This is a genomic window from Proteus sp. ZN5 (genome assembly GCF_011046025.1).
Taxonomy (GTDB): Bacteria; Pseudomonadota; Gammaproteobacteria; order Enterobacterales; family Enterobacteriaceae; genus Proteus.
Genome location: NZ_CP047639.1, coordinates 2,172,245 through 2,193,543 on the forward strand (window position 1 = coordinate 2,172,245; position 21,299 = coordinate 2,193,543).

Annotated in this window: 16 protein-coding genes and 4 tRNA genes; 11 read left to right on the forward strand and 9 right to left on the reverse strand. The window is 37.5% G+C overall.

All coding sequences use genetic code 11. From position 1 onward, the window contains the following. The first annotated feature begins 256 nt into the window (after positions 1–256). Positions 257–799: a YfaZ family outer membrane protein gene (locus GTK47_RS09950; protein ID WP_165122940.1), complete on the forward strand. Its 543-nt coding sequence runs from the start codon at positions 257–259 to the stop codon at positions 797–799. A gap of 82 nt (positions 800–881) precedes the next feature. On the opposite strand, the gene tyrP is transcribed toward GTK47_RS09950, so the two are convergent. The 6 genes from tyrP to ubiG all read right to left on the reverse strand — a co-directional run bounded on the left by tyrP (position 882) and on the right by ubiG (position 7,422). Beyond that, entirely contained in the window at positions 882–2,093 is a 1,212-nt protein-coding gene (gene tyrP, locus GTK47_RS09955) for a tyrosine transporter TyrP (protein ID WP_165122941.1), read from the reverse strand. Positions 2,094–2,274: 181 nt separating this feature from the next. Beyond that, positions 2,275–2,508, reverse strand: coding sequence for a YgdI/YgdR family lipoprotein (locus tag GTK47_RS09960; RefSeq protein WP_036935606.1), 234 nt, complete (start codon positions 2,506–2,508; stop codon positions 2,275–2,277). A gap of 90 nt (positions 2,509–2,598) precedes the next feature. Beyond that, the gene (gene yfaE, locus GTK47_RS09965) at positions 2,599–2,877 is read right to left on the reverse strand and encodes a class I ribonucleotide reductase maintenance protein YfaE (protein WP_165122942.1); all 279 of its coding nucleotides are present in this window, start codon (positions 2,875–2,877) and stop codon (positions 2,599–2,601) included. A gap of 25 nt (positions 2,878–2,902) precedes the next feature. Then, a complete protein-coding gene (nrdB, locus tag GTK47_RS09970; protein WP_165122943.1) occupies positions 2,903–4,033 on the reverse strand; it encodes a class Ia ribonucleoside-diphosphate reductase subunit beta in 1,131 nt (376 codons plus the stop codon). A gap of 11 nt (positions 4,034–4,044) precedes the next feature. Then, positions 4,045–6,336, reverse strand: a complete 2,292-nt coding sequence (gene nrdA, locus GTK47_RS09975; protein ID WP_165122944.1) for a class 1a ribonucleoside-diphosphate reductase subunit alpha — start codon at positions 6,334–6,336, stop codon at positions 4,045–4,047. A 348-nt stretch (positions 6,337–6,684) separates the two neighbouring features. Beyond that, positions 6,685–7,422, reverse strand: coding sequence for a bifunctional 2-polyprenyl-6-hydroxyphenol methylase/3-demethylubiquinol 3-O-methyltransferase UbiG (gene ubiG, locus GTK47_RS09980; protein WP_102949485.1), 738 nt, complete (start codon positions 7,420–7,422; stop codon positions 6,685–6,687). 172 nt (positions 7,423–7,594) lie between these two features. Between ubiG and gyrA the strand changes: the two genes are divergently transcribed. Beyond that, on the forward strand, positions 7,595–10,222 hold the full coding sequence (gene gyrA / locus GTK47_RS09985) for a DNA topoisomerase (ATP-hydrolyzing) subunit A (RefSeq protein ID WP_165122945.1): 2,628 nt from the start codon (positions 7,595–7,597) through the stop codon (positions 10,220–10,222). Between the two features lie 192 nt (positions 10,223–10,414). Beyond that, on the forward strand, positions 10,415–13,249 hold the full coding sequence (gene rcsC / locus GTK47_RS09990) for a two-component system sensor histidine kinase RcsC (protein ID WP_165122946.1): 2,835 nt from the start codon (positions 10,415–10,417) through the stop codon (positions 13,247–13,249). 391 nt (positions 13,250–13,640) lie between these two features. Here rcsC and rcsB read toward each other — a convergent pair whose 3' ends face one another. Beyond that, entirely contained in the window at positions 13,641–14,297 is a 657-nt protein-coding gene (gene rcsB / locus GTK47_RS09995) for a response regulator transcription factor RcsB (RefSeq protein ID WP_006533269.1), read from the reverse strand. Between the two features lie 2 nt (positions 14,298–14,299). Then, the gene (gene rcsD / locus GTK47_RS10000; protein ID WP_165122947.1) at positions 14,300–17,008 is read right to left on the reverse strand and encodes a phosphotransferase RcsD; all 2,709 of its coding nucleotides are present in this window, start codon (positions 17,006–17,008) and stop codon (positions 14,300–14,302) included. Positions 17,009–17,210: 202 nt separating this feature from the next. Here rcsD and GTK47_RS10005 point away from each other — a divergent pair. The 4 genes from GTK47_RS10005 to GTK47_RS10020 all read left to right on the forward strand — a co-directional run bounded on the left by GTK47_RS10005 (position 17,211) and on the right by GTK47_RS10020 (position 17,839). Further along, positions 17,211–17,298, forward strand: a tRNA-Ser gene (locus tag GTK47_RS10005). Between the two features lie 6 nt (positions 17,299–17,304). Next, positions 17,305–17,380, forward strand: a tRNA-Thr gene (locus tag GTK47_RS10010). Positions 17,381–17,669: 289 nt separating this feature from the next. Beyond that, a tRNA-Ser gene (locus GTK47_RS10015) sits at positions 17,670–17,757 on the forward strand. A gap of 6 nt (positions 17,758–17,763) precedes the next feature. After that, positions 17,764–17,839: transfer RNA gene (locus GTK47_RS10020), tRNA-Thr, on the forward strand. A gap of 132 nt (positions 17,840–17,971) precedes the next feature. On the opposite strand, the gene GTK47_RS10025 is transcribed toward GTK47_RS10020, so the two are convergent. After that, on the reverse strand, positions 17,972–18,709 hold the full coding sequence (locus GTK47_RS10025; RefSeq protein WP_165122948.1) for a helix-turn-helix transcriptional regulator: 738 nt from the start codon (positions 18,707–18,709) through the stop codon (positions 17,972–17,974). Positions 18,710–18,946: 237 nt separating this feature from the next. Here GTK47_RS10025 and GTK47_RS10030 point away from each other — a divergent pair, with 237 nt between their 5' ends. The 4 genes from GTK47_RS10030 (at position 18,947) to GTK47_RS10045 (ending at position 21,276) form a co-directional block, all read left to right on the forward strand. Beyond that, a complete protein-coding gene (locus GTK47_RS10030; RefSeq protein ID WP_165122949.1) occupies positions 18,947–19,762 on the forward strand; it encodes an antitermination protein in 816 nt (271 codons plus the stop codon). A gap of 362 nt (positions 19,763–20,124) precedes the next feature. Further along, positions 20,125–20,433 carry a phage holin, lambda family gene (locus GTK47_RS10035; RefSeq protein ID WP_088495157.1) on the forward strand — a complete coding sequence of 103 codons (309 nt, stop codon included), beginning with the start codon at positions 20,125–20,127 and terminating at the stop codon, positions 20,431–20,433. Continuing rightward, on the forward strand, positions 20,426–20,830 hold the full coding sequence (locus GTK47_RS10040) for a structural protein (RefSeq protein ID WP_165122950.1): 405 nt from the start codon (positions 20,426–20,428) through the stop codon (positions 20,828–20,830). Before GTK47_RS10035 ends, GTK47_RS10040 begins: the two co-directional genes overlap by 8 nt. After that, positions 20,827–21,276 (forward strand): lysis protein, encoded by a 450-nt coding sequence (locus tag GTK47_RS10045; RefSeq protein WP_165122951.1) that lies wholly within the window; start codon positions 20,827–20,829, stop codon positions 21,274–21,276. The genes GTK47_RS10040 and GTK47_RS10045 overlap by 4 nt, the downstream gene beginning before the upstream one ends. Positions 21,277–21,299: the final 23 nt, after the last annotated feature.

The window sequence follows — 21,299 nt, forward strand, 5'->3', positions numbered from 1 at the left end:
AACGTTCTAAAAAATAGCATGTGTGAATAAAACGAAGCGAACAGCCTTATACTTATTATGGTTAATATTGACTGCAATTCCACTTTAGCAATATTAAACTCATTAATAAAACCAATTAGACCAATAATATTGATAGTCGTAACTTATTTACATAGATTGAAAATTCTACAGATTATCTTTCAATTTTGAGTCAAGTTGTTTAATAAATTTGTTGTATAATTATAAGTTAGGACAATTATTTGCTGGAGTAATAACAATGAAAAAATATTTATTGGTCGGTGCGTTAAGTGCGCTGTTTGTGGCTGGAAATGCCAATGCAGTATCAATGAATATTCAAGCAGGGGAACATTATACTGATGTTCGCGCTGGTTTAGGTGATCCTAATGCGGGTCTTTCTTTTAATGGTAACTGGGCTCGTAGTGATCATGATGGTCAGTTAGGTAGCCTAGGTGCAAAGTTTGCTCTGCCATTAGGGCCTTTTTCAGCAAGTGTTGGTGGTAAAGCACTCTATTTAGCACCCAAAAATGGTGATGATGGTGCTGCTTTAGCGGGTGGTGTGGGTCTTAACTGGAATGTTCTGCCTTCTTTAAGTGTGTATGGCGAAGCCTATGCATCTCCTGAAGGATTAACCTCTGGTAGCAAATCTTATTATGAAGCTGATGTGGGTGCACAATTAACGGTATTTAAACCATTGCATGTCAATGCAGGTTATCGTGTGATTGAAATCGAAAACTCACATAATAGAAGCAATAATAAATTAGCTGATGGTTTCTATGTGGGTGCCGGTTTAAGTTTCTAATCTCGACGCTATATCTGAATCAAAAAAAGCAGGTGTCTAAAATCAGCACCTGCTTTTTTGTCGTCTATAAGAAAGGGATGAGTTAGCCAACTTGAGGTAATAGACCAAAAGTGATGGCGATTTGAATGCCTATAACTATCAGGCCACAAATAAACACAATACTTAATGCGCCTTTCCCTCCTTTAACTTTGTATTTATCAGCCCCGTTTTGTTCTTGTCTAACTTTCCAGACTAATAAAGCGGGTAGAAGTAATGCTAAGATTGATAGTGCGATAGCTGCATAAGCTAATGCTTGCACAAAGTTAGGGAAATAAAGTGCACAAACTAAAGGTGGAACAAAGGTTAACAGGCTTGATTGAACGCGCCCAGTTGCGCGATTACTGCGCTTAAAGAGATCTGCAAGATAATCAAATAGACCTAATGCAACACCAAGGAATGAAGTAGCCAAAGCCAATGCCGCAAATAAGTTAACTGCAATATTCACGCGAGGTGTAGCAACAACATCACGAATAGCTGTCAGTAAGCCATTTAATCCAGATTGTTGCGCCATAATTCCCATAAAAGTATTTGTTGGGATGGCACCTAATGTGGCAATTTGCCATAAGATATAAGCAACAAGCGGAATAGCACTACCAATAATAAAGATAATGCGTAGCTTTTTAATATCCCCATTCATGTAGCTTACAATACTTGGCACACTACCGTGGAAACCAAATGAGGTAAAAATCACAGGAATAGCGGAAAGAATAAGCCCATACGCCACTGGCATTGAGGTTAAATTTACTGACTCAACGTGAGGTAACATCACAATGAGCATAAATATGAGGAAGAAAACTTTTGCCGTAAATAATAGACGGTTAATCAGGTCAACCGATGTTGTACCAATTCCTACTACAGCCCCGCCAATCACTGTAAAGATAATAATACCTTGAGTGACAGAAAGCTCATGACCAACCCAAGATGAAAGGGTGGCCGAAAGTAATTCACCTGCACCACTAATATAAGCGGTCGTTAACGCATACATTAATAGCAACAGTGCGAGGCCAGTGATAACTTGACCGCCGATACCGAGATAGCGTTTTGCAATAGAGCCAAGGCCAGTATGAGGATCGTTGTATTGATAAACTTCCACCAGCAGTAATGCGGTATAGCTCATCAATAACCATAAGCCAACAAGCAATAGCATCATCGTGCTAAAGCCAATACCCACAGCAGCCAGTGGCATTGCCAACATACCTGCCCCAATTGTTGTTCCTGCAACAATAAAAACACTGCCTATAGTGCGATTCTTCACAAGATCCTCTGTTCACTAGACTATTTTATTTACTTAAAAAGCAGAGTATAAGAATGGCAAATTTCTGTCAAATTTTAATTACGTATAGTGTAATTATTAGTTTACAAAAAAAATTTTGTGAATAAAAAAACGCCAATCATAAATATGAATTGGCGCTTTAAGAGAAGGGTTTATAAAAGCGTTAATCGTCAAGCTCTACCATTCGTCTTATTTGATCACGATTAATTTGTTTAATTTGTCCGGTTTCTGAATCTTTGTAGGTAATTAATCCAGTTGCTTCATCTTCTTGGGGTTTATCCGTCGTTAAAATTGTTTCCCCATTTACTGTTTCTATTTTTTGTGGACTTGAACAGCCTGCAACAAGCAGAATTGATGTAGAAATAGCAATGACTGAGAAAATAGACTTTAATTTCATAATGCTTTTCCTTTTTTTATCGTGTTAACTTAACCTTAGTCAAAGTTGAACAAGAGTGTTAGAAAAAAGCTCAAATTAAGATAATTCAAATTATTCAGAGTATATTTCTATTTCGATATCACTGATGGGATGACAGCTACAAGGTAAGATTTCATCAGCTTGGATAAACGCTAAAGGTTCATTGCGATAACAAACTTTGCCTTTCACTAGGCGCAGACGACAAGAGCCACAATAGCCTTCGCGACATTGGTATTCGACTTGGACTTTCCCATGCTCTAATGCATCAAGCAAAGAGGGGTGGGTGTCAGTGTGAAATTCTAAAGGTTTTGAAAGACCCTGCTGATGCAGGGTCACTTTATGAGATGCCATAACGTATCGGTGTTATTTCTCAGTATTACAGTTCAAAGTTACTTAAATCATCAGTATCAACTTGTGAATCGATTTGACCCACTAGGTAAGAACTGACTTCAACTTCTTGAGGTGCCACTTGAACGTTGTCAGACACTAACCATGCATTGATCCATGGAATAGGGTTAGAACGCGCTTTAAATGGTAATTTAAGACCCACTGCTTGCATACGAATATTGGTAATATATTCAACATATTGGCAAAGGATATCTTTATTCAAACCAATCATAGAGCCTTCAGAGAATAGGTATTCAGCCCATTCTTTTTCTTGCTCTGCGGCTTCAACGAACAGGTCATAACATTCTTGCTCACATTCTGCTGCAATTTCTGCCATTTCAGGATCATCTTGGCCTGAACGCAGTAAATTCAGCATGTGCTGTGTACCTGTTAAGTGTAGCGCTTCGTCACGAGCAATTAGACGAATGATCTTCGCGTTACCTTCCATCAGTTCACGTTCAGCAAAGGCAAATGAACAGGCAAAGCTAACATAGAAGCGGATCGCTTCTAGTGCGTTGACGCTCATTAAGCACAGATAAAGCTGTTTCTTTAATTTGCGTAACGAGACATGAATCGTTTTATCTTTAACTTGATGGTCACCTTCACCATACATGTGATAAAGATTTGTTAGTTTGATTAACTCATCATAATAAGAAGAAATATCACGCGCGCGTTTTAATATTTCTTCATTTTCAACGATATCATCAAATACAACTGACGGATCATTAACAATATTACGAATAATGTGAGTATAAGAGCGTGAGTGAATGGTTTCAGAGAATGACCATGTCTCAATCCATGTCTCTAACTCTGGGATCGAGATCAAAGGTAAGAATGCCACGTTAGGGCTTCTTCCTTGAATTGAATCCAACAGTGTTTGATATTTTAAATTACTAATAAAAATATGTTTTTCATGATCAGGTAAGGCATTGTAGTCAATGCGATCACGAGAAACGTCCACTTCTTCTGGACGCCAGAAGAAAGAGAGCTGTTTTTCAATTAGCTTTTCAAAAATAGGGTATTTTTGCTGATCATAACGCGCTACGTTAACAGGTTGCCCAAAAAACATGGGCTCCTGAAGTTGATCATTTTTAACTTGTGAAAAAGTAGTATAAGACATAGCTTCCTCAATTAAATTTTACACGCGCCGCCTTCACAATCTGAATCTTCCGTCTCAACGACTTCTTCCAGATCACCCTGTACATCATCTGCACCGTCACGGGTATTGTGATAATAAAGTGTTTTCACACCGTATTTGTAAGCGAGCAGCAAATCTTTCAGCAGTTGGTTCATTGGAACCTTACCGCTAGGGAAACGAGTAGGATCGTAGTTAGTGTTCGCTGAAATAGCTTGGTCAACGAATTTCTGCATGATGCCCACTAACTGCAAGTAACCTTCAATACTTGGCATTTGCCATAGTAATTCATAAGCGCCTTTCAAACGCTCATACTCAGGAACCACTTGACGTAAAATACCGTCTTTAGAGGCTTTAATACTGATATAACCACGCGGTGGTTCGATACCATTTGTTGCATTCGAAATCTGTGAAGATGTTTCTGATGGCATCAGTGCAGACAGTGTTGAGTTACGTAAACCGTGCTCTTTAATATCTTTGCGTAAACTTTCCCAATCGTAATGCAGAGGTTCTTTTGTCAGTACATCTAATGATTTTTTGTAGGTATCAATAGGTAAAATACCGTCAGCGTAAGTGGTTTCATTAAACCATGGGCATGCGCCTTGTTCTTTCGCTAATTCATTAGATGCTTTTAATAAATAGTATTGAATTGCTTCAAATGCACGATGAGTTAAGTTATTTGCACTACCATCAGAGTAGCGAACACCGTGTTTTGCTAAATAATAAGCAAAGTTAATAACGCCAATACCTAAGGTGCGACGACCCATAGCACCTTGTTTTGCTGCTAAGATTGGGTAATCTTGATAATCTAACAGTGCATCCAATGAGCGAACGGCTAAACGAGCAAGTTCTTCTAAATCATCAAGATTTTCAATTGCGCCTAAGTTAAATGCAGATAACGTACACAGTGCAATTTCACCATTAGGATCTTTAATATCATTTAATGGTTTAGTTGGCAGTGCAATTTCTAAGCATAAGTTTGATTGGCGAATTGGTGCAACTGCCGGATCAAATGGGCTATGTGTATTACAATGGTCAACGTTCTGAATGTAAATACGGCCAGTTGATGCACGTTCTTGCATCATTAATGAGAATAACTCAACCGCTTTAACTTGTTTTTGGCGGATGCTCTTATCTTTCTCATATTGCACGTATAAACGTTCAAATTCATCTTGATCAGCAAAGAATGCATCATATAAACCAGGGACATCAGAAGGGCTGAATAAAGTAATATCCTGACCTTTGATTAAACGTTCATACATTAATTTGTTTAACTGAACGCCGTAATCTAAATGACGAACACGGTTATCATCAACACCACGGTTATTTTTCAGTACCAGCAGGCTTTCAACTTCTAAATGCCATAATGGATAGAATAAAGTTGCCGCACCACCACGAACACCACCTTGCGAGCAAGATTTTACCGCAGTCTGGAAGTGTTTATAGAAAGGGATACAACCTGTGTGGAATGCTTCACCATTACGAATAGCACTACCTAATGCACGAATGCGACCTGCATTAATACCAATACCTGCACGCTGAGAAACATATTTCACAATGGCACTTGATGTCGCATTGATAGAATCAAGGCTGTCGTCACACTCAATTAATACACAAGAGCTAAATTGACGAGTTGGTGTTCTTACACCCGCCATGATTGGTGTTGGTAATGAGATTTTAAAGGTTGAAATCGCATTATAGAAACGTTCGATATAGTCCATACGTGTTGCTTGTGGATAACGAGAGAACAAGCAAGCAGCGACTAAAACATATAAAAACTGTGCGCTTTCGTAAATTTCACCTGTAATACGGTTTTGAACGAAGTATTTACCTTCTAATTGTTTAACCGCTGCATAGGAGAAGTTCATATCACGTTGATGAACAATAAAGTTATTCATCTGTTCGAACTCTTCTTGTGTGTAATCTTCAAGAAGATGGCGATCATATTTGCCTAAATCGACTAATTTTTTAACGTGCTCATACAGTGTTGGTGGCTCAAATTGGCCATACGCTTTTTTACGTAAATTAAATACGGCAAGACGGGCAGCGAGATACTGATAATCAGGCGTTTCACCAGAGATTAAGTCTGCAGCAGCTTTTACCAGCGTTTCATGGATATCAGCAGTTTTGATACCATCATAAAACTGAATCTGAGAACGTAATTCAACTTGAGATACAGAGACATTTTCTAGGCCTTCAGCGGCCCAGGCGATAACACGGTGAATTTTGTCTAAGTCAATGCGTTCTTTATGACCATCACGTTTTGTGACGAGCAGGCTGTGATTCATGAGCGATGCACCTTTCTTGCATTAGTGTTACCTGAAATTTTATACCGCAAAAAAACGCTCCCGATGACAATCTGTGCCAAGGAGTCTTGTGGTGTGAAATTTAAGGAAACACAATATATAGGGGTTGGTTCAAATGGTGATAACAAGATAAAGGTAATTGAGAGATTGATCAAGTGTACAAATCTGATTGTTTCTGTGGATAAATAGGGGATAAATTTTTTAACAACTGCCTGTACCCTGCATAAATACAGGCAGTAAGAAACACAAATTCAAGTGACAACGATGTAAAGTCAATTTTAAAAAATGTGATCGTTTGATGTTTTATTAAACCAAATCAAACTTTCAGTTTCACGAATTCGAGTTATGTGTCGATTGTGTGTGCACCATATAATTCACATCGACATTTGGCGCTAATCGGAATTTGTCAGTGATCGGGTTGTAATGTAAACCAATCATATTTTTGCTACGCAAATCGGTTTCATCAACCCAACTAAGTAATTCTGACGGGCGAATAAACTTATTAGCATCATGTGTGCCCTTAGGTACCATATTCAGAATATATTCCGCACCTACCACCAGCATCAGCCACGCTTTTTTATTACGATTGATGGTTGAGAAGAAAACATGCCCACCAGGTTTTACCAGTTTTGCACAGGCTCTTACAACAGAAGAAGGGTCAGGAACGTGCTCTAACATCTCCATACAGGTAACGACGTCGTAAGTTTGTGGGTTTTCATTCGCGTGGTTTTCAACAGTATCTTGAATGTAAGTGACAGGAATACCTGATTCCAGTGAGTGCAAACGTGCAACTTGTAATGGCTCTGTACCCATATCAAGACCTGTTACTTCAGCCCCAGCACATGCCATACTTTCAGACAAAATACCGCCGCCGCAACCGACATCTAGGACTTTTTTTCCGAATAGGCCGTCTGCGCGTTCTTGAATATAGTTGAGTCTTAGTGGGTTGATACGGTGTAATGGCTTAAATTCACCTTCAAGATCCCACCACCGTGATGCGACGCTTTCAAACTTGTCGATTTCATGCTGATCCACGTTAGCATGTAAAGAGGTTGTTTTATCATTCATCAGAAAGTATTACTCCTATTTTCATATTGCCATGATTCTACCAACGTTAGACGGTGAAATCGAAGAGAATAGCGAAACGATCATTAATTTAGTTGTTTCCTTTTTCCAAAAATTGGCGATTTGTGGTATAGTTCTAAACCTTTGAATCCGTAGTATGAGGGACAGTGGCTCCATGAGCGACATTGCCAGAGAAATCACACCAGTTAATATCGAAGAAGAGCTGAAAAGCTCATATTTGGATTATGCGATGTCTGTTATTGTAGGACGCGCATTACCCGATGTTCGAGACGGACTGAAGCCAGTACACCGCCGAGTGCTTTTCGCGATGAATGTACTAGGAAACGATTGGAATAAACCTTATAAAAAATCAGCCCGTGTTGTTGGGGATGTTATCGGTAAATATCACCCGCACGGTGACAGTGCTGTTTATGAAACGATTGTTCGTTTAGCACAGCCTTTTTCTATGCGTTACATGTTGGTTGACGGGCAGGGTAACTTCGGGTCAGTTGATGGTGACTCGGCTGCTGCGATGCGTTATACCGAAGTTCGTATGGCGAAAATCGCCCATGAACTGCTGGCGGATTTGGAAAAAGAAACGGTTGATTTTGTTCCTAACTATGATGGAACAGAACATATTCCGGCAGTAATGCCAACCCGTATTCCAAACTTGTTAGTCAATGGTTCTTCAGGGATTGCGGTGGGAATGGCAACAAACATTCCTCCACATAACCTAGGCGAAGTTATCGACGGCTGTCTTGCTTATGTTGATAACGAAGACATCACGATTGAAGAGTTGATGGAACATATTACGGGGCCTGATTTCCCAACTGCCGCTATTATTAATGGTCGCAGAGGAATTCTAGATGCTTACCGTACTGGTCGCGGAAAAATTTATATCCGTGCTCAGGCTGACATCGAAACTGATGAGAAAACAGGTCGCGAAACTATTATCGTGACAGAAATTCCTTATCAGGTGAATAAAGCTCGCTTAATTGAAAAAATTGCAGAGCTTGTTAAAGATAAACGTATTGAAGGTATTAGCGGATTACGTGACGAGTCTGATAAAGACGGTATGCGTATTGTCGTTGAAATCAAACGTGATGCTGTGGGTGAAGTGGTATTAAATCACTTATTCTCACAAACACAAATGCAGGTTTCTTTCGGTATTAATATGGTTGCGCTTCACCAAGGCCAGCCAAAATTATTAAATCTAAAAGAAATTATCTCTGCCTTTATTCGTCACCGTCGTGAAGTTGTTACTCGTCGTACTATTTACGAATTACGCAAAGCGCGTGACCGTGCTCATATCTTAGAAGCACTGGCTGTTGCATTGGCGAACATTGACCCAGTTATTGAAATGATCCGTCAAGCACCAAATCCAGCAGAAGCAAAAGCGGCATTAATTGCACAACCTTGGGATTTAGGTAGCGTTTCTACCATGTTAGAGCGTGCTGGCGACAGCAATGTTGCTCGTCCTGAATGGTTAGAGCCACAATATGGCGTGCATGACGGTAAGTACTATCTAACAGAGCAACAAGCTCAAGCCATTTTGGATCTGCGTTTGCAGAAACTAACCGGTCTTGAACATGAAAAACTGTTAGATGAATATCGTGAGTTATTACTCCAAATTGCTGAATTACTACATATCTTAAGAAGCCCAGAACGTCTGATGGAAGTCATTCGTGAAGAGCTAAATGCGGTTAAAGATCAGTATAACGATCCTCGCCGTACTGAGATCACTGAAAATACGGCTGATATCAATATTGAAGACTTGATCAATGAAGAAAATGTTGTTGTGACACTTTCTCATCAAGGCTACGTTAAGTATCAACCGCTTACCGATTACGAAGCACAGCGTCGTGGCGGTAAAGGTAAATCAGCAGCAAGAATTAAAGAAGAAGACTTTATCGATCGTCTATTGGTGGCTAACACCCATGACACGATTTTATGCTTCTCAAGCCGTGGTCGTCTCTACTGGATGAAAGTCTACCAGTTACCAGAAGCAAGTCGCGGTGCTCGTGGCCGTCCAATTATCAACTTATTACCTCTTGAGCAAAATGAACGTATTACCGCCATTTTGCCAGTAAGAGAGTATGAAGAAGGTAAGTTTGTCTTTATGGCAACGGCAAGCGGAACCGTGAAGAAAACGCCTCTGCAAGATTTCAGCCGTCCTCGTAGTGCAGGTATCATTGCCGTTAATTTAAATGAAGGCGATGAGTTAATCGGTGTTGATTTAACCGATAGCACTAACGAAGTTATGCTGTTCTCTGCGGAAGGTAAAGTGGTTCGCTTTGCGGAAGATTGTGTTCGCCCAATGGGTCGTACTGCGACAGGTGTTCGTGGTATGAAACTGAGCGATGACGATAAAGTGGTTTCACTGATCATCCCTCGTGGTGAAGGAGATATCTTAACTGTAACTGAAAATGGTTATGGTAAACGTACTGCTCAAAGCGAATACCCAACGAAGAATCGTGCAACACAAGGCGTTATCTCAATTAAAGTGAGTGAGCGTAACGGTAAAGTGGTTGGTGCAATTCAAGTTGAAGAAACTGACCAGATTATGATGATCACGAATGCGGGTACATTAGTTCGTACACGTGTTTCTGAAGTCAGCATTGTTGGACGTAATACACAAGGTGTTACCTTAATTCGTACAACAGAAGATGAGTTGGTCGTTGGCTTGCAACGTGTTGAAGATGAAGATGATGCATTAGATGACGATGAAGTTAATGAAGTTATTAGCGAAGAGTCATCAGAAGCACCTGATTCAAATTTAGCAGATGATGCGGACGAAGAATAATATTTATCATTATTGTGATGTATAAATAAAAGAAAGCAGGCATAATTGCCTGCTTTTTTTATGTGGTAGGATCAGTTTATCATCAGAAAAAATTATCCTGATGATAAAGATCATATCATTCAGACATTCAGTAACTTCTGCTAGAATAGAATAAGTTTCTTGTGCGGTAGGAATATTGATTAGGGTGGTTGTTTGAGATATCTCTCGTCCTTTAAAACATCGTTAAAAATTTCCCGCTACCTTTTTCGCATATTAGGTATCATGTTGTGGGCGATGGGTGCATTGCTAACCATGTTTTACCTCATCAATATCTTTAATGATACCAAGTCTGATATTCGGCAAGAGTACAGTAATAACTACACCAACCTTCTTAGTTTCTTTAGGCAAACCTCCGGTACTATCCGTGATTTACAATACCTCGCAGAACGTCACCAAGAACAAATTAACTTAAACCCAGGCATGAAAAACTCATTATTTTATGAAGGGCCATTCTCTCTTCATAAACTTAATGACACCGCAGATTGTGAATTATTTAAAGGGCAAACAAACAACTATTTCCGCTCCTTTAACAGCATCTTATATTATTGGAAAGATAACACTCCGGCATTACAAGGGATAAACCAAGTCTTCATGGTTGGCTCTCATAGCATGTGTATGATTAATTTCCCTTTACGTGCTTCCCCGGTTGATACTGAAATGTTGAAAAAGATGGTTTACGAAAATACACGTAACTATGTTAATCAACGCGCACAAGGTAAAGAAGTTAACCAATATTGGATAGTGCCAGATGCAAAAGGGGATAGTGGCATTTTATATGTTATGTCGCCAGTTTATGCCTCAGGTAAATTTATTGGTTTGATTGGTATTGAAAGAGCTATTCGTCTTGAATATTTTTCTCCTGCCAAAGATAGAGTGATTTCAATTCATCTTCTTAATAGCAGAAATACTACTGTTTTAAGCTATCCGGCAGAAAATAATTATCATACCGTTAAACAGGCTCCTGATGTCAGTGCCCCTTATTTTGGTTTTGATGAAGACTTTAGTGACTTAGTTGCTAAGCGTAAATTATTACCTTCATCTTTTAGCGTGGTGTATTCATTACCACTCAAGCAAATTTTAAATGAATTTAAATTTACGATTTTTAATGCGCTGATTTTAAATATTATCTCAGCCATTATGATTTTTATTTTCGTCTGGATCTTTGAGAGAAAAATATTCTCTCCAGCCGAAAATAATGCCTCTCGTCTAGAAGAGCACGAACAGTTTAACCATAAGATTGTGGCATCAGCGCCAGTCGGGATCAGTATTCTTAGAATACGCGATGGTATGATCATCTTAAGTAACGAGCTAGCACATAACTATTTTCGTTTGCTTAGTCATAGCGATAAACAAAATATCCTTTCTATTATTGCTGAGAAAAGTAGCAATATGGTCGATGTAGTGACCAACAATCGTAATCATCTACAAATAAGCTTTGTTAACTCACGTTATCAAAATGAGGATGTGGCTATCTGTGTTTTAGTGGATATTAGCGCACGGGTTAAAATGGAGCGCTCACTACAAAATATGGCGACAGCTGCGGAGCAAGCTAACCAAGCTAAATCGATGTTTTTAGCAACGGTCAGCCACGAATTACGAACACCACTTTATGGCATTATTGGTAATCTAGAATTATTGCAGTCGCTTACACAAAGTGATGATACTTCTCGATTACTAAAGACAATGGATAACTCCTCATCGCTATTGCTAAAAATTATTAGTGATATTCTCGATTTCTCGAAAATTGAATCTAAACAGTTAAAAATTGATATTAAGCCATTTAATTGTCGCCAAGTGCTCTCTTTTGTTATTTCTAACTATTTACCTTTGATTGCGAAAAAAGACTTGGCTATTTACTGTTTTATCGAACCTGATGTACCAAAAATTGTAAATAGCGATCCTGTTCGTGTACAACAAGTTATCTCTAACCTTTTGAATAACAGTATCAAATTTACCACGACGGGATGTATTACCTTACATCTTTATAAAGATGATTATTATCTCTATTTTGATATTCACGATACAGGGCGAGGCATTAGCGATAAAGCATTGCATGAGCTGTTTGAGCCATTCTTCCAAGTATCTCAAAATACAGAAAGTGCATCAGAGGGAACGGGATTAGGTTTGGCCATTTGTGAAAAACTGATCAACTTAATGGATGGGGATATTAGTGTTGTTTCCCAAGAAAATATTGGTAGCCGCTTTACGGTTCGTATACCCCTTTATGGAGCCTTAGAAGGAATAGAATCGTCTTCTAAACAGAATATTTATAAAGAAAGTAATGTTCGTTGCTTTATAGATATTAAAAATCTTTATTTGGAAGGCTTTATTGGCCGATATCTTCGTTATTTCGGTTTGAGCTGTGAATTACTTACTGAAGAAGTGGCGATCTCTTCAAACGACTTTATTATTACGGACTACGATCTACCAAGAAAAGATAACTGCCAATTTATTAGGATCAACGAACACTACTTTGAGCCATCGAAGAAAATAGCTGAGAACGTATGGGTATGCAGTACTTATAAACTAAATGAATTAACAAAAATAATACTGCAATTACCACAAAATAAAGTTGAAGCAAATTGTGTGGAGATGGTGGAGCAAACTACAGATTGTAGCTTACAAAGCTTAACAATCCTTATTGTCGATGATCATCCAATAAACCGCTTATTGTTGACCGATCAACTGAAAAAAATTGGTTTTAATACAGCAACAGCAGAAGATGGTTGTGATGCATTAACGTATTTAGCTAAGAACTATGTTGATATCGTTCTGACGGATGTCAATATGCCAAACATGAATGGCTATCAGTTGGCAACACATATAAGAGAAATAGGCAGCGATATGCCTGTAATAGGAGTGACGGCGAATGCGATTGCCGAAGAGAAGCAACGCTGTATTGATGCCGGAATGAATGATTGTGTATCCAAACCTGTTTCACTTTCTATTTTAAGAGAAGTGTTGGTGAAGCATATTCCTAAAGAATAATTCTAGGTCGTGAACGATAAAATGAGTAAATAAAGACTAATTTATTAGTCTTTATTTATTTTTAAGCCCAAACAAGGCGAAAAATGATGTATTTAAAAAGCATTTTGATAGATAAACAGAGCAGAGTCATAACAAGATAAATTGATTAAAAAGCAGGGCAATAAAGCCTCTACAATGCTCTGTGAGCACTGAAACTAATAAAGGTATGAAGAAATAGAGGGATAAGTTATACAGCTTATAAGCGCTTGTGAACAAGGCGGAGATTACAAGGAAAAAGAGAGGTAAACCCAAAGAGAAAGAGGGATAAAGGAAAGACTAAAAAGCAGAGAAGCTCCCACAAAGGGTTGAGCTTCCTGATTTTATCGGTGCGACTAAGGTAACTACGGTGAAATTAATCTGGGCCGTTAATTTCCTTATCAATAGTCACTGATGATAAGTAATTAAGTAATGCGATATCGTTATCGACACCTAATTTCATCATGGCTGATTTTTTCTGACTACTAATCGTTTTAATACTACGATTCAGTTTCTTCGCGATTTCAGTGACGAGGAAACCTTCAGCAAATAATCGCAGCACTTCACTCTCTTTTGGTGATAAGCGTTTATCGCCGTAACCATTCGCATTGACTTTTTCAAGTAGCTTCGCAACGCTTTCAGGCATAAATTTCTTGCCTTTTTGCAGCGCAGCCAATGCTTTTGGCAGATCAGTTGGAGCACCTTGCTTAAGCACAATACCTTCAATTTCAAGATCAAGGACTGCGCTCAAAATAGCTGGGTTGTTATTCATTGTTAGTACGATAATCGACAAATTAGGATAATGTCTTTTAATGTACTTAATGAGTGTAATACCATCACCATACTTATCGCCAGGCATAGACAAGTCAGTAATTAAAGCATCCACATTTAACTTAGGTAAGTTATTGATAAGTGAAGTTGAATCTTCAAATTCACCAACAACATTGACCCATTCAATTTGTTCTAAAGATTTACGAATACCGAATAAAACGATTGGGTGATCATCGGCAATAATAATATTAAGGTTATTCATGTTTAATTGTTACCTTGCTGCAGCAACTGTTGAATCCATTTATCCAGTTGAGTGATACGTTCTTTGATCTCTAATTCATTATGATTTTTTATGTCATGCTCTAAATATTCACAGCTTTCTTTGAGATATTCTAAATCTAACATGGCAAAAACCCCTTTTAGACGATGAGCTGTCTGGGCTAGAGAATGAAAGTCTTTATTTGTTGCTTCTAAGTGTAGTTTTTCAACATCAATAGGAACAGTACTGATAAATAGTTCCTTATAATCACTACCATTCAACTTCTTCCTATAATTATTAAGAATTACTTCGTATTTATCAAGGTTATTATTTTCATCCCAAATACTCTCTTGAGTTGTATCTAGGGGAAATGACTCATTTTCTTCAATTAAATAAGTAATAGCCTCTATTAAAGGATCACCGAAGTTATAGTTACACTTTATTAAATCTTTTGATATTTTTTCAAATCCAACAATAGAGCTCATTAATAATATTGTTGGAGATTCAGGGTTATCATTCGGTGTATCCCTAAGTATGATATCGTATTCGGGATAAAGATTCTCTCTATTTTTATCAAAGTATGTAGCGCCATATTTATCAAGCTGTTGGCAGATGATTTTTTCTATTTCAGGGTTTTTTATGGCGAGTTTTGCGTTTATTCCCTCTAATAATACGTTAAATGTTCGCTCTTCCGTATCTATATGCTGGTATGGGAGTACAATTCGGAAATGAGAACCAATACTTTCTTGGCTCTTAATAGTTAATTCTCCCTGTATTTTATTACATAACAAATGACACAAATAAAAAATGATACCTGAATTAGAATAATATTTGTCTCCCATAGCTTGACCTAAAAATGGGTATTTTATATTAGCAATGTCTTGAGGTGTAAGCCCACTTCCACTGTCAATAATATCAATAAGTATTTCTTCTTTATCTTTATTTTGAACTAAATTCAGATTAACTGTTATCTTTCCATAATTAGTCGTACTAATGGCATAATTAATCAATGATAAAATAATCTTACTTAAAGCAGGGCCATCGTTAATTAAAAGTAAGCCTGGTCTTATATTATTGTGGAAATAAAGTGTTAGGCCTTTTCTTATCATAAAAGGTGATGATGTTATCAGAATAGATTCAACTAATGTTGAAAGCTCAAATTCATCCTTATGAATTTTCCATTCTTGATTTTCTAACTTATTAATTAATGTAATGTTTTCTATCCACTCAGAAATGTAATTTGTTTTCTCTAATAATAAGCTAAGCAATTGTTGATGAGTATCTTCAGGTAATAATTCTTTGAATTGATAAACCATCTCATTTATATCTTTGATGGGACGCATCAATTCTAATGACATATTAGATAAAATCTTGCGTCGTGCGATGGTGTTTTTCTCATATTCTTGCTGTGCAAGTTGTAATTTTTTATTGATTAATGCTTCGTTATCTTTATTCAGAAATATGAATAATGATGTATTGTCAATATTATTATTATTACTGGTTCTTATTTCATAAATTTCGTTGTTGATAGCCGTTTGGATTAAACCATTGTGCTCAACTGCCATTTGGCGGATTTTAGATAAATCGATATGAGGCAGCAATTTTTCCGCATGACTATTACTAATAATCTTATGGTTAGAGGAAAAGTTATAGACTAATAATCCTATCGGAAGGTTCGAAATGATATCGTTTGTCATCTCTTCTTTTATCCGTAGATTACGAGTCATAGAGATATAAGGGAAAACGTACTTATTCCGAATATAGATATGGCCAAAAATGGAGATAGAAATAAATACCATCAGGCTGATTAATAACCAAATATTTTTGTAGGCAATCTCTTTTATAATCGATTTCAACGGGTATTCATAAGAGAGTGAATAGGGGATCCCTGCAATAGGTTGAGAAAAAATCAGTGAGGAGCCATCCGTTGATACTTCAATGCTATTTTTGTCGTAAACAGATTGCAGGCCTGTTGGAAGTAGTCTTAAGTAGTGTGGAGACAATTCTGAAGGCAAGAAGTTATTGATAGGCAAATCAAACGCCACTACGCTGGTTAACTGGCCCGGTACATTAAACATAATACGATAAGTGTAGTAGTAGATGTTTTCCGTAGACATCTTCCTAATAGGAGAAAGACTCTCTTTTTCATCTAATGCTGTTGATTGCATCAATAACTCAGATCGTTTGTTTTCAGCCGTTAATGTTAAATAGCTTTCCTTGTAACGGAGCTCCGGCTTAAGCACAGAATGAGTCGTAATTAAGATAAGATCATTTCCTTTACCATTTAGATAATAAAGTGAACTGTAATCATTACGCACTCCCCAAAGAATTTCGAGTGAATTTGCAAATCGTTGTGCTAACTGAAAGGTTTGCTCATTGGGTTTGCCGAATATAATAGAATCTACGGTTTGATCTCGGCCTTCAAGCCAAAATACATCAGAACGTAATCTTATTGGATTAAGTCGCAATATAGGGAACGTCGAGGTATCGGTTATTTTATTTGATAGCTGAAAAAGCTGATTAGAGTGGTAACGGTAATCTTCAACCTGTCGAGCAAATTTGTGAGTCGTATTGCTGATAGCGTTTTTTTTGCTATCTAGCCAAGTGTCAAAATAACTGTAAGCGTATAGAAAGAGCGATATGACCATAAAAAGAAGAAACAGGGCATATAGACGAGTCAGTGTATTTGGCTTGAGTTGGTTCAATGTACGCATTCAGTTTGCGAGCCTTTAAGAGACAATGTAATTAAAAATAGAAAATTGAATAAACAATCACCATTATTCAGTCATTATATTAACAGGTTATCACTTTAAAAGGGATATTCGGATGAACTTTGAGCAAACAAACAAAAAAATCCAATTTTTTTACAATCGGAGCTAGACAGCGGGGTCAGAGATAGGCATAATTCCGCGCTATGGAAGGATGGCCGAGTGGCTGAAGGCAGCGGTCTTGAAAACCGCCGATGGGAAACCATCCTAGAGTTCGAATCTCTATCCTTCCGCCAGAATTAGCCGGCTTAGCTCAGTTGGTAGAGCAACTGACTTGTAATCAGTAGGTCACCAGTTCGACTCCGGTAGCCGGCACCATATAAGAACCCGTTATCTCGCAAGAGATAGCGGGTTTTTTCTTATCTATAATTCTATTTTTCATTTTTCCTCTTATTTATTTTTATTTAACTCTTTTGGGTTGCTCCATCTATCTCTCGATATCACTATGATTTTTTATCTCTAGTTATCAAAAATTAACCACTATATTAGTGAGTTAGCATTTTTTAAGCAGAAAGCGTTTGAAGATTGAGCAAACAGATAAAAAAGTCATTTTTTTTATAATCAGGACTAGACAGCGGGGTCAGAGATAGGCATAATTCCGCGCTATGGAAGGATGGCCGAGTGGCTGAAGGCAGCGGTCTTGAAAACCGCCGATGGGAAACCATCCTAGAGTTCGAATCTCTATCCTTCCGCCAGAATTAGCCGGCTTAGCTCAGTTGGTAGAGCAACTGACTTGTAATCAGTAGGTCACCAGTTCGACTCCGGTAGCCGGCACCATATAAGAACCCGTTATCTCGTAAGAGATAGCGGGTTTTTTCTTGGGTAAATTTTATGGATATATATTAAAAAAACACCACATAAAAGATTGTCGTGTTTTCGTGTATTACTATGATTATCGATCTATCACGATCACCAACCCATCACGGACCAATTAAATACTCGACCCAAAATTTTCACTTCTTCTAATGTAGAACGCTCATCTGGGTAATCAATAGTGTTATAGCTACGGATGATAATGGTATTATTGGGAAGTCGATGTAAAATTTTGACTCTCAAAAGATCGCCTTGTTGAATAGCATAAATACCGCCATCAACAATTTTTGTATGTCCTGTACTGATAGTGACAATTGAACCATCAGGAATAACAGGAGACATACTGTCACCATGAACTTTAAAAGCAACGGCATCACTAGGTTGAACGCCATAGCGATTAAATGTAGAACGAGAAAATCTCAATAACTCCACCTTCTGATTATCCGTGGTACAACTTCCGAAACCGGCAGCTAATTCAATAGTAGTATAGAAGGGGATCTCCACTTCATCTCGTTCTATCGGTGTATTATTATCCCAATCATCAACAGGTGTCATTTCATTGACTGAAACACCATCGTTTTTTTTAGCACCTCGTCCATATTCTAACCACTCTGCACGAACATCAAGCCATTGACTTAATGCTAAGATATTGGTTGGATCGGGAATTGATTCGCTATTTAGCCATTTCCACACTGCTGGAGCACTGACTTTTATACCTTGTTCAGAGAGTGCATCCGTAATTCTTTTACCTAACCCACGCCCAGCAATCCCCGAATCTAAGCAAGCTTCTTGAAGCCTTTTTGTGAACTCCGTTTTATTATCAATTTTAACCATTGGTTAATTTCCTTTGCTGCTTGACGTCATTTCGGTTAAAATATAGCATTAACCATTAGTTAATAAAAGTGCGAAAAGTACAAAAAAGTAACTAAATAAACCAATGCAAGAGTGGTAAGTAAAAATCACGTTGAGATAACGCCGTAAATGCGGGTGATTTAGATGCATAAATGCCATGCCTTGTCGTGGTACATGGATGACCAATTAGTAGTGATAGGAAATCAAAAGGAGCATTAAATGAGACTAGCAGACTTACCGAAATATTTTTCACCAAAAAGCATTGTATTAAATGATGTAAGAACCATTAAATCGGTAGATTCACTTTCAGTCACCGATGTTATGACATCAATTAGCCTAGTAACGCGAAAAGGGCGCATGGGAATAGAACTGTTTTTAGCTAAACATAATATTAATAACCCAAGCGAAGCGATAGAAAGTCTTTACCAATACGCATTAACCCAAGTTTATCAATATAAAGCGATTGATAAATTAACTGAAAACGATAAAGCCAAAGTTTTGCAGATTATTGCTAATTATGCTTTTCAGGATTACGCAAGAAGTGCCGCAAGTAAGAAAGCGTGTCCTGATTGCTGTAATGGATTTATTGAGGTTGAAGTTTTTACCACCAAAAGCTACACCTCAAAATCAGTTAAAGGGCTTGAGCGAAACCTTAAAGATAAGCTGAAAGTTAAACCAATAAATAAAACCTCTTACCGTGAGGTGAGAGAGAGAACTCGTGTTGTTTGCCCTACATGTAAGGGAAAAGCTGAAATTCGTTTAGCATGTCGTTGTCATGGGCGTGGTCAAATTTTAGATAAAAAAGAGAGCGAAAAACAAGACATGCCTGTTTTCAAACCTTGTAATCAATGTTCAGGACGCGGGTATCCTCGGTTAAAATTCAGCGAAGTATTAGAACAAGTACAAGCGGTAGTGAGTGTTTCTAAAACTGTTGCGTACAGTAACTATAAGCCGCTATTTGAACATTTAGTTGAAGAATGCTTTAAAGAAGAGTCTCTGTCGGAAAAAATTCTTCAAGAAGTAACTGTTAAGTAATAATTTTCTTTGTTTATTTATTTTTGTAGAAACTAGTTGTTGACCTTCAGGAAAAAAAAGCATACTATATCCCCACAGTGAGAGATTTGTATCTAAAGACCTCACAACAGAATATAAATAGCCTCACTTCGGTGGGGTTTTTTTGTATCTCGATTTTCTTAACTAAGATAATTAACGATATCTGTTAAATTTTATTTTTAATTGAAGACCACAATGTGGTCTTTTTTTATATCCGCCATTTATCTAATTAGATAAATAAAACACAAACATACTCATGTTAAAACAGTGCTTAAATTTAAGTGCTGTGGATGAGTATATTATTTATTACAGTTCCTCCTATTGGAGGTAAGCCATGAGAAACAATGAAAGAAAATCCAGATCTATGGGAACAGATATTTATCGTTCTTTCTTCAATGAAAGAGCAAGGAATATCAGCCTCTCTAGCTGGAGGAATGGCTATTCTTCGAGGTTTATATAACGGCGGAGGATGGAAAAAAACCTCTATAGATGGGCTGATGTGTGCAATGTTTGCTTGGTTTATTAAAGATATTCTAATTTTATTTAATATTAATCATGAGTTTGCTTATTTAGCCAGTGTGTTTATTGGCTATGTCGGAGTAGATTCCGTGAGTAAACTCCTTAAAGGAAGAGCAGGAGTTAAAAATGGCTAAAATAGCACGAGGTGAGCGTAATAATAACCCTGGTAATATTCGGCATGGTTCGAAATGGCAGGGATTATCCTTTGAGCAAACAGATAAAGACTTTTGCCAATTTATTTCATCTGAATATGGAATACGAGCTATCTACAAATTATTACAGACATACCAGAAAAAATATGGTTTAAATACCATTAGAACAATTATCAACCGTTATGCTCCACCTAACGAAAATAATACAGAAGGCTATATTAGCCGAGCATCAAAAGAAATTGGTATTGATGCTAATAACCCAATTAATACACAATTAAAAAATGTCACCATTCCTTTAGCTGTTGCGATTGTTAATATTGAACTTGGCTATCAACCTTATTCAGAAAAAGTGTTTGAAGATGCTTGGTTGTTACTATGAATTATTTATCAAAAATAATGCTAATAGCGATTTTATGCTTAGGAATAGGATTGCTTTGGTTAATTGATAAAAACAAATCCTTACAACAGGAATACGATAATATTAACCAATCTCTTATTCAGCAGATTGCAGAGAATAAAGATTATCGATTAAGAATAAATCGGCTTAATCAACTTGATAATCGTCATTTACAGGAACTTGTTCATGCAAAAAAAGAAATTGATCAGTTGCGTGATATTAGTGAGCGCGCTCCTGAGCGGGTGTATATCAAAGCCGAGTGTCCTAAAGTCTCAGCCACTTCCACCACCAGCTTGGTTGATGCAAACCCCGCCAGACCTACTGACACCGCTATCCGAAATTATTGGATACTCAGAGAACGAATTGCGCAATCAGAACAGATAATTTTAGGGTTACAAGATTATATTCGCCAAGAGTGTATTAATTAAAAAGCCCTTTAAATAATTTATAA

Excerpts from the sequence above, each read along its gene's own strand:
- GTK47_RS09950 (WP_165122940.1), top strand. The coding sequence starts at position 257 with ATGAAAAAATATTTATTGGTCGGTGCGTTAAGTGCGCTGTTTGTGGCT.
- GTK47_RS09960 (WP_036935606.1), bottom strand. The coding sequence starts at position 2,508 with ATGAAATTAAAGTCTATTTTCTCAGTCATTGCTATTTCTACATCAATT.
- yfaE (WP_165122942.1), bottom strand. The coding sequence starts at position 2,877 with ATGGCATCTCATAAAGTGACCCTGCATCAGCAGGGTCTTTCAAAACCT.
- nrdB (WP_165122943.1), bottom strand. The coding sequence starts at position 4,033 with ATGTCTTATACTACTTTTTCACAAGTTAAAAATGATCAACTTCAGGAG.
- nrdA (WP_165122944.1), bottom strand. The coding sequence starts at position 6,336 with ATGAATCACAGCCTGCTCGTCACAAAACGTGATGGTCATAAAGAACGC.
- ubiG (WP_102949485.1), bottom strand. The coding sequence starts at position 7,422 with ATGAATGATAAAACAACCTCTTTACATGCTAACGTGGATCAGCATGAA.
- gyrA (WP_165122945.1), top strand. The coding sequence starts at position 7,595 with ATGAGCGACATTGCCAGAGAAATCACACCAGTTAATATCGAAGAAGAG.
- rcsB (WP_006533269.1), bottom strand. The coding sequence starts at position 14,297 with ATGAATAACCTTAATATTATTATTGCCGATGATCACCCAATCGTTTTA.
- rcsD (WP_165122947.1), bottom strand. The coding sequence starts at position 17,008 with ATGCGTACATTGAACCAACTCAAGCCAAATACACTGACTCGTCTATAT.
- GTK47_RS10025 (WP_165122948.1), bottom strand. The coding sequence starts at position 18,709 with ATGGTTAAAATTGATAATAAAACGGAGTTCACAAAAAGGCTTCAAGAA.
- GTK47_RS10030 (WP_165122949.1), top strand. The coding sequence starts at position 18,947 with ATGAGACTAGCAGACTTACCGAAATATTTTTCACCAAAAAGCATTGTA.
- GTK47_RS10035 (WP_088495157.1), top strand. The coding sequence starts at position 20,125 with ATGAAAGAAAATCCAGATCTATGGGAACAGATATTTATCGTTCTTTCT.
- GTK47_RS10040 (WP_165122950.1), top strand. The coding sequence starts at position 20,426 with ATGGCTAAAATAGCACGAGGTGAGCGTAATAATAACCCTGGTAATATT.
- GTK47_RS10045 (WP_165122951.1), top strand. The coding sequence starts at position 20,827 with ATGAATTATTTATCAAAAATAATGCTAATAGCGATTTTATGCTTAGGA.